Origin of the sequence: Labrys okinawensis (assembly GCF_047345005.1) — a bacterium.
In the GTDB taxonomy this organism is placed as follows: domain Bacteria; phylum Pseudomonadota; class Alphaproteobacteria; order Rhizobiales; family Labraceae; genus Labrys; species Labrys okinawensis.
Window position 1 is genome coordinate 2,929,002 of sequence record NZ_CP178864.1, and the last position, 15,175, is coordinate 2,944,176.

Sequence of the window (15,175 nt, forward strand, 5' to 3'; positions counted from 1 at the left end):
ACCTCCATTTCGAAACTAACGCGCGGCCATTCCGGTCCGCCTCGCCAGAGCGCGCTCAAGACTGCCGAGACCATCGTAGATCAGCACGGCGAGCAGGGCGACGATGATGCCGCCCTGCAATATATAGGCGGTGTTGGTGGTGGTGATACCGGCCATGATCACCTCGCCCAGGCTCTTGGCGCCCACCGTCGAACCGATGGTCGCGGTGCCGAGATTTATGACGAAGGAGAGCCGGATGCCGGTCAGGATCACCGGCAGAGCCAGCGGCAGTTCCACCTGGAACAGGCGCTGCGAACCTGTCATGCCCATGCCGCGCGCAGCGTCGAGGGCAGTCGGCGGCACGCTTTTCAGCCCCGCCATGGTATTCTCGAAGATCGGCAGCAAGCCATAGAGCGTAAGGGCCAGCAGTGTCGGCTCGGCGCCGAAACCGAGCGAGGGAACAGCGATGGCGAGCACAGCGATCGGAGGGAAGGTCTGGCCGATATTCACGATGGCGCGCGACAGCGGCAGGAACTCCGCGCCAGCCGGACGGGTGACGAAGATGCCGGCGATCAGCGCCAGGCCCCCGCCGACAAGGGTCGAAAGGGCGACGAGACCGAGATGGTTGAGCGCCAGGAACAGCAGGCTGCCCTGATGGTAGATCGCCGGCGCGCCATTGTCGTTGAGGGGGGCCAGGATCGGAGCGAAGAGGTCCGTCTCCACGAGAAGAAGGACGAGGAGAAGGATGGCCGCCGCCCTGGCCGTATATCCGAGCCATTTCATGCCGGTGCCTCCGCCTGGGTATCCTTGCCGGCGAGGCCGAGAATGGCAGGCAGGGTGATCTGGCCGCGGGACTGGCCGTCCGCACCGGTCACGGGCAAGGCCTGCCTGCCGGACCAGAGCAATTCGGAGAGGGCATCCCGAAGGCTGGCATCTTCAGCGACGGGCTTGCCCTCGGCTTCGCCGGGCTGCATGGCCCTCGCCACCTTGATCAGCGACAGCAGGCGCAGCGAGCGGTCGGGACCACCGATCAGCCGTTCCACGAAGCCGGGCGCGGGATGAGTGAGGATCTCGGCGGGCGTCGCATACTGCAACAACTTGCCGCCATCCATCACCGCGATGCGGTTGCCGAGCAGCAGCGCCTCTTCCATGTCGTGGGTGACGAGAATCACCGTGATGCCGAGGCGGCGCTGCAAGGCAAGCAGGTCCTCCTGCGCCTTGGCGCGGATGATCGGATCGAGCGCCCCGAAGGGCTCGTCCATCAGCAGTACGGCGGGCTCGGCCGCCAGAGCTCGGGCAACGCCGACGCGCTGCTGCTGGCCGCCGGAGAGCTGGTGCGGCAGTTTCTCGGCATACAGGCCGGGATCGAGGTCGAAGAGCTTGAGGAGTTCGTCGACCCGCTTGGCGATGCGCGCCTTATGCCAGCCGAGCAGTTGCGGCACGGTGGCGATGTTGCGCGCCACCGTCCAATGCGGAAACAGGCCGTGGCCCTGAATGGCATAGCCGATGCCGCGGCGCAGTTCCTCGCCCGAGATGGCGGCGGTATCGCGCCCGTCGATCAGCACCGTGCCGGATGTCGGATCGATCAGCCGGTTGATGATACGCAGCAGCGTGGACTTGCCGCTCCCCGATGTGCCGACCAGCACGGTGATGGTGCCATGCTCGATGGTGAGGGAGACATTGTCGACCGCAAGCTGCGAACCGAAGCGACGGCTGACCTCCTTGACTTCGATCATGCATGCCGTCCTTTGAGGGTGTCGACGATGGCGTCGAGAATTATGGCTGCCGAGAAGGCGAGCGCGATGGTGGGAATGGCGCCGAGCAGCACCAGGTCGATCGCGGTGGCCCCCATGCCGTTCTGGACATAGACGCCGAAGCCGCCGCCGCCGATCCAGGCCGCGATGGTGGCAAGGCCGATATTCTGCACCAGCACGATGCGCACACCGGTGAGAATGACCGGGAAAGCGAGCGGCAGCTCGACCTGAAACAGGCGCTGCCGGGCCGTCATGCCCATGCCACGCGCCGCATCCACGACAGTGGCTGGAACCGAATTGAGGCCGATCGCCGTATTCGAGACGACTGGCAGCATGGCGTAGAGGAACAGCGCGATCAGTGCCGGCGAGGGACCAGTGCCGTGAATGCCGAGCTCTCCGAGAAAGGGATAGGCCCTCGACAGGAAGGTGAGCGGCGCGATCATCAGGCCGAACAGAGCCAGTGACGGGATGGTCTGGATCATGTTCAGGGCCGGCAGGATGACGCCGCGCAGCCCAGGCGAACGCTGGCAGAGGATGCCGAGTGGCAGGCCGACGATCAGGGCGCCGGCAAGGGACGCCAGCGCTAGCACGACATGACGAATGGCATTGGCCGGGAAGTCGGAGCCATTGGTGGCATATTCCTTCATGATCGACAGCCCGCTCCAATGCCCCGAGAGCAGGAAGGCCGCAAAGACCGCCAAGGCGATGAGGAGGGCGATGACTCTCTGTGCCGGTTTCAGCGAGAGCTTCACCAGCGCGTCGGTGAGAATGATGGCGAAGGAGAAGGTGAGCAGCCAGAAGCCGGCGGCCGGGCCTACACGCGGGCGGGCATTGCCGGCAGGTATCAGCGTATCCGGTGTGAGGCCCACGAGCAGGCCGAGCAGGACAAGGGCGACGACCGCGGTTGCCAGACGCAGGCGCGGTGCCGTCCGCCCCACGATCAAGGCCAGGGCGACAACAAAGAGGGCGAGCGCGGCCCAGCCGACGCCGGCCGGCAGAGCGTCGAGGAAGGGAACGCCGCGCGGCTGGCCGATGCGGCTTGGCCGGAAATTGGCGAAGGGCAGCCACAGACCGGCCAGGGTGATGACCGCCATCGCCACGCCGAGCCTGTCGATACCCCAGACGAAGAAAGCCTTCATTGTCGCAGAGGACGCCGGGAAGGCACCTGTGTCCAGCCTTGCCTTCCCGGCGTTCAGCATCACTTCACAAAGCCCTTCTTCTTCAGATAGTCGGCGGCGACATCCTTGGCAGCCTCGCCATCGACCTGGATGCGGCCATTGAGGGCCTGCAATGTCGTGAGGTCCAGGCTGCCGAAGACCGGCTTCAGCCAGTCGGCAATCTCCGGATGGGCCTTGAGAACGGCTTCACGGATCACCGGCGCCGGCGCATAGACGGGCTGTACCGATTTGTCGTCGTCGAGCACCACGAGACCACCGGCCTCGATGCCGCCGTCGGTGCCATAGACCATGGCCGTATTGACGCCGTCGGTCTGTTCGGCGGCGGCCTTGATGGTGGCAGCGGTGTCGCCGCCCGAGAGCACCACGAGCTGGTCGGGGGAGAGCTTGAAGTTGTAGGTGGTCTGGAAGGCGGGCAGGGCGCCGGCGCTGTTCACGAACTCCGCCGAAGCGATCAGCTTCACCTTGCCGCCTCCGGTGACGAACTTGCCGAAATCATCGAGCGACTTCAGCTTGTTCGGCTCGGCCACATCCTTCCGGATGCCGATGGCCCAGGTGTTGTTGGCGGGCGCCGGCTCGAGCCAGACCAGCTTGTTGGCGTCATAGTCGAGCTTCTTGGCTTCGGCATACCCCTTGGCGGCATCCTTCCAGAGGCTGTCGTCGGCCTTGTTGAAGAAGAAGGCGGCGTTGCCGGTATATTCGGGATAGAGGTCGATATCACCGGCCACCAGAGCCTTGCGCACGATCGGCGTGGTGCCGAGGCCGACCCGATTGTTCACGCTGAGACCGTGCGATTCCAACACCTGCACGATGATGTTGCCGAGCAGGTTGCCTTCGGTGTCGATCTTGGAGGCGACGGTGACGTCGGCGGCCTGCGCGGCGCCTGCCGTCGCCAGCATGGCCAGGGCTGCTCCGAGGGAAGCGACCTTGGACGCCAGGGTTCGGGGTTTGCGGGAAAGTGCCATATGGGTACTCCTGTCATTATTGAGGCAACGCCGCGACCTAGAGCCGAAACGTCAACCAGGCAGCAGTTGAATCAGATTCTGAAGATCAGGAAGCGCATTTATCTCATTGATTTAGCTGCAACTTGCATATCGTCTGTTCCAAATCACGCGTTCCGAGTCGTGCCCGTCACCAGGCTTCCGCACAAAGCCGCGACGCCAATCCAGATACTCGCCGACCAATAGGTAACGATCGCCAAGGGATGGGCGCTGCGGCACAGCGAGCGTGCAAGCTGGCAAATGTCGGAGTTGCTGACAAGACAAACTCCCGCGTCTGGCAGGGACATGTAATTATAGCCGACGACATCACGGTAGGTGAGCCACCACCAGCCCACCGAGAAAAGGACTATGATCGCGCCCGATGCGATGAGGAAACGGGTGGCGATTGGGAGCGTTTGCATATCAAGAAATCGTCAGGCCGAGCGCGGTGAGGATCTCGCGGCGCAGATGAATGAGATCCCTGTCATCGCGATGGCGGGGATAGGATTTGTCGACCGTGAATTCCGCCTTGATGCGGGCAGGGCGGTCCGAAAAGACGACGATGCGCGAGGCCAGCAAGAGGGCCTCCTCGACATCGTGGGTGACCAGCAGGGCCGTGAAGCCCGTGCGCCGCCAGAGTGAAACCAACTCGTCCTGCAGGGTCAGCCTCGTCAGCGAATCGAGCTTGCCGAGCGGCTCGTCGAGCAGGAGCAGGGCGGGATCGTTCACCAGCGCCCGCGCCAGCGAGGCGCGTTGCGCCATGCCGCCCGAGAGCTGGTGCGGATAGGCGTCGGCGAAGGCATCGAGATCGACCAGCGAGAGGGCCTGGCCGACACGGTGCCGCTGGCGCGCTAGGACACCACGCGCCTCCAGGCTCGAGGCGACATTTTTCCAGACGGTCAGCCAGGGAAACAGCGTCGGGTCCTGGAAGACCAGGATGCGCGACGGGTCGGGCCTGGTGATCGCCTCGCCATTGGCCAGGATCCTACCGACGGCAGGCGCCTCGAGGCCGGCGATCAGGCGCAGCAGGGTGGACTTGCCGCAGCCCGAGGGACCGAGCAGGGCGACGAACTCGCCAGGCTCGACCTTGAGGTCGATGCCGTCGAGCACCGGGAGCTGGCTGCCTGAGAGATCGAAGTGATGGCTGACATCCTTGATGTCGACACCGATATTGCGGGCGGTGGCGACCATCAGATGAAGCCCTTCTGCCAGGTGAGGAGACGGTCCCGCGCCACGAAGAGCAGCTTGACGATGCCGGCGCAGATCAGCGCCATGATCAGCAGCGTCGCATAGACATTGGCATATCCGGAATAGGCGGTCTGGAACTGGATGTACCAGCCGAGGCCATATTTGGCGCCAAGCATCTCCGCGACCACCAGCACCGCGAAGGAATAATACAACCCCATGAACAGGCCCACGAAGACATGGGGGAGCGAAGCTGGGATCGCGACCTTGCGGATGAGGTACCAGTTGCCTGCGCCGAAGATGCGGCTGACGTCGTAATAGGCGCGGTTGACCGAGGCGACGCCCGAGGCAGTGAGGATCGCCACGGGAATACCGGAAGCGAGCGCTACAATGAATACGCTGGCATCGAAGGTGGTGGGAAAGAAGTAGAAGGTGCAGGGGATCCACGCTGTCGCGGGCACCGGCCCGATCAGCTTGAGCAGCGGCATGCCCCAATAGCTCACGCGCTTTGACCAGCCGAGGGCGATGCCGCCGGCATAACCCACCACGATGCCGGACAGAAAGCCGAGCGACCACAAGCGCAGCGTGTAGGCGATGCAGATCAGCAGGCGCTGGCTTTCGACGACATAGACGTTCAGCAAGCCGTGCGGCGGCGAGAAGAAGGGTTTGGGCAGCCAGCCGGTCTTCGCCGTGCTCAGCTCCCACAGCGCCAGCCAAATACCGATCGCAAGGAACCAGGGTCCGTAATGCAGCAGCGTCGGTCTGAAACGGCCAAGCCGATGCACGCTGAAGGACAGGATCAGGAACAGCACGGCCCCGGCGCCGGTGATCGCGGCGAAGAGGTCGGCGCTGCCCCAGGGCACGACATCGGGTAGGCCGACAGCGATGATGGCGGTCGCTGCCCAGGCGAGGGCCGCGAGCAGGCCGTGCTTCCACACATGACTCCAGAGCCCCTGCAGGGCCGAGGAGGGCGAACCGACCTCCAGGGCACGAATGGTATCGCTCATCGTTCCGATCTCAGGCGAGCAGGTTGACCGTGATCCGTTCGGCGAATTCCTTGGGATCGGTGGTGGGATCGAGCACCTTGACGAGCTTGAGGTCCTCGGAGGCCTGGCGAATCTGGTCGACCAGCGCCTGGCCGATCGGGTGGTTGTGATAGACGAGCGTGCCGAGGATCTCGGTGAGGTCTTCCTTGCTGAGGCCGGCCGGCTTCAGCGTCTCGAAATACCACTGCGCCACCTCGTCGGGATGGTTGGCGGTGTATTCGTGGATCTCGATATTCGCCTCGGCGACACGGCGCAGCGCATCCTTGTTGGCCTCGAGGAACGGCCCGTTGGCCCCGAGTACGCAGCAGGTATGGTTCTCGTAAGCGCCTGTCTGCGTATCGGCGATCGTGGTGAAGCTGAATTGCTTTTCGATCGACCAGGCCCAGGGGTCGAGATGGGCGGCAAGATCAGCATCGCCGCGGTTGACGGTTTCGCCAACCAGCTCGAAGGGCACGGCTTTCCAGGTCACGTCAGCGTTCGGATCGATGCCGGCCTTGGCCAGCGTCACCTGGAACGCTACCTGCGGCGGGGCCCCGATGCCATAGGTCGCTATGGTCTTGCCCTTGACGCCGGCAAGGTCGGTGACGCCCGAGGCCTTGGAGGCGAGCAGGCGCTGGCAGCCGCCATGCGAGCCAACGAAGAGCTTGACGTCGAAACCTTGTTCCAGGGGCTTCAGCCAATCGCCGATCAGGCCCGCGCCGGCATCGGCCTTGTTGGTCGCGAGGGCCTGGATCAGGGTCTGGCCGCTGGCACCCTGGTAGAACAGCTCCACGTCGAGATTGTGCTTGGCATAGATGCCCTTGGCGACGCCGAAGCCAAGCGGGGAGTGGCACGCGGCAACTTCCGTCCAGGCCAGCCGGACCTTGGGCGCCGGCGCGGCGATGGCCGGGGAAAATATGCGGTCGCTTACGGCACCAAGCGAGGCAAGGGCGCCGGTGGCTCCCGCCAGTTTGAGGATCTTGCGGCGGGAGAGAGAGGGAGGTTTGGGCATGATCTGGGTTCCTGGCGGGGGCATTGGCGATAAACACGTACAGGGCAGAGCGAGACGCGTGCCCTCCCCACGAAGCTGGGGAGGGGCAGGGGTGGGGTGTGGGCGGAGTGAGGCGCTACGCTTGCTAGAAAGGTCGCATCCGCCACATTTTGAAAGCGTTTGGCGGGCGGGCCACACCCCCTCCGACCTCGCTTCGCGAGGCCACCTCCCCCAGCTTCGTGGGGGAGGCTGGTCGCGTCCTACGCGGCTTCCTTCAGCTCATCGCCCTCTGCTGCGGCCAGCGCCTGGGTGATGTCGGCGATGATGTCGTCGGGATGCTCGATGCCGATGGAGAGGCGGATGTAGCCGGGGGTGACTCCTGTCGCGAGCTGCTCCTCGGGGCTGAGCTGCTGATGCGTCGTGGACGCCGGATGGATGGCCAGCGAACGCGCATCGCCGATATTGGCGACGTGGTAGAGCAGCTTGAGCGCATCGATGAAACGCTTGCCGGCCTCGATGCCGCCCTTGAGCTCGAACCCGACCAGCGCGCCATAGCCACCCTTCAGATAGGCCTCGGCCCGGCGGCGGTTCTCGTCCGACTGCAGGCCGGGGAAAATGACATGGCTGACGGCGGGGTGTCTCGAGAGGACATCCGCCACCTTGATGGCATTCTCGTTGTGCTGGCGCAGGCGCAGCGGCAGGGTTTCGAGACCCTGCAGGAGCTGGAAGGCATTGAAGGGCGAGAGCGCGGCGCCGACATCGCGCAACAGCTTCACGCGGACGCGCAGGATATAGGCGATTGGGCCTAGCGGCTTGGCGGCTTCGGTCCAGATGGCGCCGTGATAGGCCTCGTCCGGCTGCGTCAGCAGCGGGAAGCGCTCGGCATGTTCCTCCCAAGGGAAGTTGCCGCCATCGACGATGAGGCCGCCGATCGAGGTGCCGTGACCACCGATATATTTGGTGGCGGAATAGACGACCACGGCCGCGCCATGTTCCAGCGGGCGGGCGATCAGCGGCGCCGCCGTATTGTCGACGATAAGGGGAATGCCGAGCGAGCGGCCGATATCGGCGATCTCACGGATCGGCAGCACATGCAGTTTCGGGTTGGGCAGGGTCTCGGCGTAATAGGCGCGGGTCTTGTCGTCGCTGGCGCGGCGGAAGTTCTCCGGATCGGCCGGATCGACGAAGCGGACCTCGACACCGAACTGCTTGAGCGTGTTGGCGAAGAGGGTCCATGTGCCGCCATAGAGGTCGGTGGAGGAGACGATATTATCGCCGGGCTGGGTGAGGTTGAGAATCGAATAGGCCGAAGCCGTCTGGCCAGACGCGACCGCCAGGGCCGCGACGCCGCCTTCGATCGCCGCGATGCGTTGTTCGAGCGCGTCCGTGGTCGGGTTCTGCACGCGGGTATAAATGTTGCCCAGTTCCTCGAGCGCGAAGAGGCGCGCGGCGTGGCCGGTATCCTGGAACTGGTAGGAGGTCGTCTGGTAGATCGGTACCGCCACGGCACCGGTGGTGGGATCGGCGCGATAGGTGCCGCCGTGAAGGGCGAGGGTCTCGAAATGCCGAGAATCGGTGGTCATGGGAGGGCTCCAGGCGGGAAGGGATCAATATGAGGAAGCGGGCGCGGCCGGCTTGGACACGTCGACCAGATCGGGATGGTGACGGCGCGCCACATCGGGATGGGAACGTAGGCGGCTCTTGAGGTAGTTGCGGCCGACCTCGCGGAAGAGCGGGTTGAGCGGATCCTGTGTCAGCCCGCGAGCGCCGGCGGCAAGGTCAGGCGAGAGCTTCAGCAACGGCACCTCGGCGGCGAGATGGGCGCCGAGGAAGAAAGGCACAGAAAGCCGGTCAGTGCCCACCGGCGGCGAAACGACGCGGTGGACATTGGCGCGCAGATAGCCGTTGGAAGCCAGCTCCAGGATTTCGCCGATATTGACCACGAAGGTGCCGGAAATGGGCGGGGCATCGATCCAGCCGCGTTCGCCTTCGACCTGCAGGCCGCCCTGCACATCCTGCAGCAGCAGCGTGAGGAAGCCCGAATCCTTGTGCGCGCCGACTCCCTGGTCACCCTCACTCTTCTCGCGGCCGGGGTAGCGCACGATCTTGAGGAGCTGGTTTGGCTCGGGCGTGTAGATCGGCTCGAAGACGTCAGCCTTTTGCCCTAGCGCCAAGGCAAAGGCCTGCAACACGCGGATGCCGAGCTGGGTGATCTCCTGCTGATAGCGCAGGATGGTAAGCTGCAGCTCCGGCAGCGCCGCCGGCCATTGGTTCGGGCCCTGCAGACGGGTCCAGGCCGGCGCCGTGGGATCGACGGGGCGGGCGCGCTTCTCGGCGCCGATGTCCACCTGCTCTCGCCAGTCCGGCTTGCCGCGGGTGTGCTCGAACCCGGCGCGGTTATAGCCGCGGAAATGGGGTGACTTCACCATCTCGATGGCGAGCTTGTCTTCCTCCGGCAGGTCGAAGAAGCGACGCGACAGGCGCAGGACCTCCTCGATCAGCGTCTGTGGAATGCCATGGCCGGTGAGATAAAAGAAGCCCGGCCCACGCGCCGCCTCGCGCAGATCCTTCAGGAAGACGAGGCGCGCAGCATCGCCCTGGTCGAAGCGACGGAAGTCGAGAATCGGCAGGGTCTCAGGAGGGAGCGTTGCGGCTTTGAGCGTTGCGGTTTGGCGGGTTGCGGCTTGGCTCGTCATGGCATTCCATCGTCCGGCTGAAGCGAGGCCTCAAAATCGAGCATGACGACTCTTATAAGTCAACTGATTTTATAGGCTATATGGATTTAAGGCCTATGCTTGTGAAAAATCCGCGCCTTGACAAGGAGATAGGGTGAGTTTCGGATTCAGCTACTCAGGCGCTGCAAGCCAAATCTCAGAGGCATGTCCCGTCTGTGCCCGCCCGGTTCGAGCTCGCGCGGCACCGTCGTTCCGGGCGACCCAAGGAAGACCCGGAATCCATGAACACAGTCCTATCAAGGTTGTGTTCGTGGATTCCGGCGTGTCGCTGCGCTCCAGCCGGAATGCGGCTTCCTTGGCTTTCACCGATGCCAAGCCGATTGGCGGTCGGCCCTTCGTGTATTTATTATTGACTAAATCTATCGATTTATAGGACAATGAGGTAAATCGCTCTCAAGGATCAGCCTATGACCTCGCTCTGGACTCGACGCTCCTTCCTCGCCGCCGCCTCGGCCATGCCCTTGGCCATCACGCTCGGCCCGGCTCGCGCCGATACCAAGGTGGTGCGGGTGGGCTATCAAAAATATGGCACTTTCCTTCTGCTCAAGGCGCGCGGCAATCTGGAGAGGAAGCTGGAGCCGCTCGGCTTCAGCGTGAGCTGGACGGAGTTTCCCGGAGGCCCTCAGCTCCTCGAGGCCCTCAATGTCGGCGCGCTCGATTTCGGCATCACCGGCGAAGCGCCGCCGATCTTCGCCCAGGCGGCCGGTGCACCCCTCGTCTATGTCGGCAATGAGCCGGCTGCGCCGCTGAGCGAGGCGATCCTGGTTCCCAAGGATAGCCCGCTCAAATCCGTCGCTGAGCTGAAGGGCAAGAAGGTCGGCCTCAACAAGGGCTCCAACGTCCATTACCTGCTGGTGAAGGCGCTGGAGAAGGCGGGCCTCGCCTATACCGATATCGAGCCAGTCTTCCTGCCACCTTCCGATGCCCGCGCCGCCTTCGAACATGGCGATATCGACGCCTGGGCGATCTGGGATCCCTTCCAGGCGGCTGCAGAGGTAGCGATCGAGGCGCGCCAGCTCACCAATGGCGAGGGCATCGTCTCCAATCGTCAGTTCTATCTCGGCGAGAAGAGTTTCACCGAGGCCAATCCGGCAGCCGTAGATGCCATCCTTGCTTCCATCAACGAGATCGACGCGTGGGCCAAGGACAATGTCGAGCAGGCCGCCAAAGAGCTTGCTCCCGTCGTTGGTATTCCCGCGCCGGTGCTGAAGCTGGCGCTCGGACGCCAGGCGTGGAACGTGCAGCCGATCACGGCCGAGACCGTCGCCGCCCAGCAGCAGATCGCCGACACCTTCCACAAGCTCGGCCTGATCCCCAAGCCCATCAAGATTGCCGATGCGCTGCGCCCAGGCGTGGCGCTGTAGGGGGAGGGGCGATGGTGCAGCACGGTCTCGGCCGCTTCTCACAACGCCTGATTCCCTGGGTGCTGCCGGTGCTGATCCTGGCGGGCTGGGAGATCGCAGCGGATGTCGGCTGGCTGCAGGCGCGCGTGCTCTCGGCGCCAAGTGCGGTGGCGCTCGCCTTCTGGCAGACGCTGCAGGATGGAACGCTCCTCCACAATGTTGCCGTAAGCAGCGGACGAGCCCTACAGGGTCTCGCCATCGGCGGTCTTCTGGGCTTCGCCCTCGGCGTGATCAACGGCGTCTGGCGCCCGGCGGAGCTGGGGCTCGACTCCACCCTGCAGATGCTGCGCAATGTGCCGCATCTGGCCATCATCCCGCTGGTGATCCTGTGGTTCGGCATTGGCGAGGGCGCCAAGATTTTCCTGGTGGCGCTGGGCGTGCTCTTTCCCGTCTACATCAACACCTATCACGGCATCCGCACCATCGATCCCCAGCTGCTGGAGATGGCACGGGTCTATGGCCTCGGCCCGCTGGCTCGTTTCTGGCGCGTGATCCTGCCTGGGGCGCTGCCTTCCATCTTCGTGGGACTGCGCTACGGCCTCGGCATCATGTGGCTGACGCTGATCGTGGCCGAGACCATCTCGGCTTCCTCCGGCATCGGCTACATGACGATGAATGCCCGCGAATTCCTGCAGACGGATGTGATCCTGCTCGGCGTGATCATCTATGCCGTGCTCGGCAAGCTTTCAGATATCGTCGTGAAATCCTTCGAACAGGCCGCTCTGCAATGGCATCCCTCCTATGTGCAGCCGCCCCGGGAGGTTCCGGCATGAGCAACGCCCTGCACGTCGTCGAGGACGCCTATTTCGAACCGGAGCTCTCCCGCCATGCCCTCCCATTACGTGAAGAAAGGGAGCCGGCGCGACCCCACGGCCTTGCCATCGATCTGCGCGGTGCTTCGAAGGCGTTCGACCATCGCCTGGTGCTGGACCGTCTCAGCCTTTCCATTGCGCCGGGCGAATTCATCGCCGTGGTCGGGCGTTCGGGCGGCGGCAAGTCGACCCTGTTGCGCCTGGTGGCCGGGCTCGAACAGCCAACGGCCGGCGAGATCATCATCGATGGCAGGGTAGGTCGCGACGCCCGCGCCCGGGCGCGGCTGATGTTCCAGGATGCTCGCCTGCTGCCCTGGCAGCGCGTGATCGGGAATGTTGGCATCGCCCGCGGGCCCAACTGGCGCGCTTTGGCACAGGCGGCACTCGACGAGGTCGGCCTCGGCGATCGGGCCGGGGATTGGCCAAGCGTGCTCTCGGGCGGCCAGAAGCAGCGGGTCGCCCTGGCGCGCGCTTTGGTGAGCCGGCCGGAGATCCTGCTGCTTGACGAGCCCTTCGGCGCCCTCGACGCCATGACTCGCCTTGAGATGCACGGCCTCCTCTCGCGCATCTGGCGCGAGCACGGCTTCACCGCGATCCTGATCACCCATGATGTGGCGGAAGCAGTTGCGCTCGCCGACCGCGTGATCGTGCTGCGCGACGGCGCCGTGGCGCTGGACCAGCCCATCGACCTGCCCCGCCCGCGGCGGGAGGGCGATGAGAGAGCGGCCTCGAAGATTGCGAGTCGGATTCTGGCGTATGTATAGGACATGACCCGCCTCCCCCGGTTTCGTGGGGGAGGTTCGCAGTAAGCGAAACTCAAAATCCTCGAACACAACAGTTGACTAATTTTATAGACTATATATTCTCAATTTATCGGCTCGCTAGCGAGTCGGTCGCGGGCATTTGAGCGAGCAGCTTGCGCCGCGTCATCAAACGCTAAAGCGCCACGGCTGATGTCGTGGGCTCCCAGACAGGATATGACCCATGATCGCGATCGGCATGACCAAGGTAAAGAGATCTCCAAAGAGAATGCAGGGCGAGATGTGTAGTGGCTGTTGCCGCTGATCCCTCTCGAACCTCCGTTAACTCTTGGTCTTGTGGAGCGCCACGTTCGTGGCGGCTGAACCCATGTCTCTTTCGTCCGAATCCCAATTCCGTTCCGAATCCTACATCATCGAAATCTCCGGCGCGGCCGTAGGCATTGTCGTGCGCCAGGCCGAGGCGCGGCGCTTCGCCTTCCACGCCGCGAGCCGCCGCTTCAACCGCTACAACGGCATGACGTTCTCCGGCCCCCGCGACGCGGAGCGTTTCATCTCCGGCCAAGTGGCGCGGCGGTTGCACTCCCTCCTCGAGGAGTTGGTCGCGTGAACGCGCCTGTGAGACTGGAGAGCCTGGGGCAGCCGGGAGGACTTGTGACGGCCGAGCCGATCGTGCGCTTCGAGCGCGTCTCGCGTTCCTTCGCCGCGCGCAAGGGCAGCGCTGCCGTCCATGCTCTCGACGACCTCAGCCTGGAGATCCCGCGCGGCGAGATCTTCGGCGTGATCGGGCGCAGCGGCGCAGGCAAGTCGACGCTCATCCGCCTGATCAACGGACTGGAGCGGCCGAGCAATGGCCGTGTCATCGTCGACGGTGTCGAGATCGATGCCCTCGGCGAACGAGAGCTGCGCCCGGTGCGCCGCTCCATCGGCATGATCTTCCAGCACTTCAACCTGCTCTCATCCCGCTCCGTGTTCGACAATGTTGCGCTGCCGCTGGAGATTGCAGGCGTGCGGGCCGCAGAGATCAAGGCGCGCGTGGAGCCGCTGCTCGACCTCGTCGGTCTCGCAGACAAGCGCAATCGCTATCCCTCCGAGCTCTCCGGCGGCCAGAAGCAGCGCGTGGGCATCGCCCGTGCTCTCTCGACCAATCCGAAGATGCTGCTCGGCGACGAGGTCACCTCGGCTCTCGATCCCGAGACCACCGGCCAGATCCTGGCCTTGCTCGCCGATATCAACCGGCGGCTTGATGTCACCATCATCCTGATCACCCACGAGATCCCGGTGATCAAGGAGATCTGCCACCGGGTGGCTGTGCTGGAAGCCGGAAGGCTGGTCGAAACCGGCCGGACCTTCGACGTGCTGACGAAACCCCGCCATCCCACCACAGCGAATTTTGTGCGCAACGTTACCGGCGTGGAGCTGCCGGCGGACCTTGCTCGGCGACTGCTGCCTGCTCCCGCTCCCGGGCATCAGGCGGTGCTGCGCATCACCTTCACGGGCTCGCATGCGACCGCGCCAGTGATCAGTCGCCTGACCAGCATTCTCGGCATCGACGTCAACATCCTGGCGGGCCGTATCGATTCCATCGGTGGTGAGCCGTTCGGGGCGCTGCTGGTCGCGGTGCCCGGTGAGGAAGTGACGCGCCTTGCCGCCATCTCAGCGCTGGCAGCACTGCAGCTCAAGGGGGAGGTGATTGGCTATGTCGCCTGACATCCTCTGGGTCATCGCCGAGGCCACCCGCGATACCGTGGTGATGGTCGCCATCGCCACACTCTTCGGCGCGCTGATCGGGTTGCCTGTCGGCATCTTCCTCGCCATGAGCAAGCGCGGCGAGCTGCTGGCACTGCCTGCCGCCAATGGCGTGCTCGGCGCCATCGTCAATGCGGCGCGCTCAACGCCATTCATCATCCTGGTGGTGGCGATCATTCCGCTCACGCGGCTCTTGGTCGGCACCTCTATCGGCACCGCGGCGGCGGTCGTGCCCTTGACGCTCGCGGTGGCGCCCTTTATCGCGCGCATCGTCGAGAGTGCCATCCGCGAGGTCGATCCGGGCCTGACCGAGGCGGCGCGGGCCTTCGGCGCCACGCCCTTCCAGATCATCAGCAAGGTACTGCTCGCAGAGGCCCTGCCAGCCATCGTGCTCGGCCTTACCCTCTCGACCGTAAGCCTGATCGGCTACTCGGCCATGGTCGGGGTGGTCGGCGGTGGTGGGCTTGGCGATGTCGGCGTGCGCTATGGCTACCAGCGCTTCATGCCCGACGTGATGGCCACGGTGGTGGTCATCCTCATCCTTCTCGTCCAGGGGGTCCAGTCTGCGGGAGACCGCATCGCCAGAAGGCTCAACAAACGCCTGCGACACGACTGACCTTCAATCTAGA

16 protein-coding genes are annotated in these 15,175 nt (G+C 64.5%); 6 read left to right on the forward strand and 10 right to left on the reverse strand.

Features of this window, described 5'->3' with window-relative positions; translation table 11 throughout:
- Positions 1-15 precede the first annotated feature (15 nt).
- The 10 genes from ACMDCR_RS13610 to ACMDCR_RS13655 form a co-directional block, all read right to left on the reverse strand.
- Positions 16-762, reverse strand: a complete 747-nt coding sequence (locus ACMDCR_RS13610) for an ABC transporter permease (RefSeq protein ID WP_413993039.1) — start codon at positions 760-762, stop codon at positions 16-18.
- Positions 759-1,715, reverse strand: a complete 957-nt coding sequence (locus ACMDCR_RS13615) for an ABC transporter ATP-binding protein (RefSeq protein WP_413993040.1) — start codon at positions 1,713-1,715, stop codon at positions 759-761. Before ACMDCR_RS13615 ends, ACMDCR_RS13610 begins: the two co-directional genes overlap by 4 nt.
- Positions 1,712-2,872, reverse strand: a complete 1,161-nt coding sequence (locus ACMDCR_RS13620; RefSeq protein WP_413993041.1) for an ABC transporter permease — start codon at positions 2,870-2,872, stop codon at positions 1,712-1,714. Before ACMDCR_RS13620 ends, ACMDCR_RS13615 begins: the two co-directional genes overlap by 4 nt.
- A 59-nt stretch (positions 2,873-2,931) precedes the next feature.
- Entirely contained in the window at positions 2,932-3,807 is an 876-nt protein-coding gene (locus tag ACMDCR_RS13625) for an ABC transporter substrate-binding protein (protein WP_413993612.1), read from the reverse strand.
- Between the two features lie 209 nt (positions 3,808-4,016).
- Positions 4,017-4,310: a hypothetical protein gene (locus ACMDCR_RS13630; RefSeq protein ID WP_413993042.1), complete on the reverse strand. Its 294-nt coding sequence runs from the start codon at positions 4,308-4,310 to the stop codon at positions 4,017-4,019.
- 1 nt (position 4,311) lies between these two features.
- Positions 4,312-5,079: an ABC transporter ATP-binding protein gene (locus ACMDCR_RS13635; protein ID WP_413993043.1), complete on the reverse strand. Its 768-nt coding sequence runs from the start codon at positions 5,077-5,079 to the stop codon at positions 4,312-4,314.
- Positions 5,079-6,080 (reverse strand): ABC transporter permease, encoded by a 1,002-nt coding sequence (locus ACMDCR_RS13640; RefSeq protein ID WP_413993044.1) that lies wholly within the window; start codon positions 6,078-6,080, stop codon positions 5,079-5,081. The genes ACMDCR_RS13635 and ACMDCR_RS13640 overlap by 1 nt, the downstream gene beginning before the upstream one ends.
- A 10-nt stretch (positions 6,081-6,090) precedes the next feature.
- The gene (locus ACMDCR_RS13645; RefSeq protein ID WP_413993045.1) at positions 6,091-7,110 is read right to left on the reverse strand and encodes an ABC transporter substrate-binding protein; all 1,020 of its coding nucleotides are present in this window, start codon (positions 7,108-7,110) and stop codon (positions 6,091-6,093) included.
- 239 nt (positions 7,111-7,349) lie between these two features.
- Complete coding sequence (locus ACMDCR_RS13650; protein WP_413993046.1) at positions 7,350-8,672, reverse strand: O-acetylhomoserine aminocarboxypropyltransferase/cysteine synthase family protein; 1,323 nt, start codon at positions 8,670-8,672, stop codon at positions 7,350-7,352.
- A gap of 24 nt (positions 8,673-8,696) precedes the next feature.
- On the reverse strand, positions 8,697-9,785 hold the full coding sequence (locus ACMDCR_RS13655) for an isopenicillin N synthase family dioxygenase (RefSeq protein ID WP_413993047.1): 1,089 nt from the start codon (positions 9,783-9,785) through the stop codon (positions 8,697-8,699).
- A 446-nt stretch (positions 9,786-10,231) separates the two neighbouring features.
- On the opposite strand from ACMDCR_RS13655, the gene ACMDCR_RS13660 reads away from it, so the two are divergent.
- The 6 genes from ACMDCR_RS13660 to ACMDCR_RS13685 all read left to right on the forward strand — a co-directional run bounded on the left by ACMDCR_RS13660 (position 10,232) and on the right by ACMDCR_RS13685 (position 15,162).
- Positions 10,232-11,188, forward strand: coding sequence for a sulfonate ABC transporter substrate-binding protein (locus ACMDCR_RS13660; protein ID WP_413993048.1), 957 nt, complete (start codon positions 10,232-10,234; stop codon positions 11,186-11,188).
- Between the two features lie 11 nt (positions 11,189-11,199).
- Positions 11,200-12,000, forward strand: a complete 801-nt coding sequence (locus tag ACMDCR_RS13665) for an ABC transporter permease subunit (protein ID WP_413993049.1) — start codon at positions 11,200-11,202, stop codon at positions 11,998-12,000.
- Positions 11,997-12,803, forward strand: a complete 807-nt coding sequence (locus ACMDCR_RS13670) for an ATP-binding cassette domain-containing protein (RefSeq protein WP_413993050.1) — start codon at positions 11,997-11,999, stop codon at positions 12,801-12,803. The genes ACMDCR_RS13665 and ACMDCR_RS13670 overlap by 4 nt, the downstream gene beginning before the upstream one ends.
- 349 nt (positions 12,804-13,152) lie before the next feature.
- Positions 13,153-13,407: a hypothetical protein gene (locus tag ACMDCR_RS13675; protein ID WP_413993051.1), complete on the forward strand. Its 255-nt coding sequence runs from the start codon at positions 13,153-13,155 to the stop codon at positions 13,405-13,407.
- Positions 13,404-14,507 (forward strand): methionine ABC transporter ATP-binding protein, encoded by a 1,104-nt coding sequence (locus tag ACMDCR_RS13680; protein WP_413993052.1) that lies wholly within the window; start codon positions 13,404-13,406, stop codon positions 14,505-14,507. Before ACMDCR_RS13675 ends, ACMDCR_RS13680 begins: the two co-directional genes overlap by 4 nt.
- Positions 14,497-15,162 carry a methionine ABC transporter permease gene (locus ACMDCR_RS13685; protein WP_413993053.1) on the forward strand — a complete coding sequence of 222 codons (666 nt, stop codon included), beginning with the start codon at positions 14,497-14,499 and terminating at the stop codon, positions 15,160-15,162. Before ACMDCR_RS13680 ends, ACMDCR_RS13685 begins: the two co-directional genes overlap by 11 nt.
- Positions 15,163-15,175 lie beyond the last annotated feature (13 nt).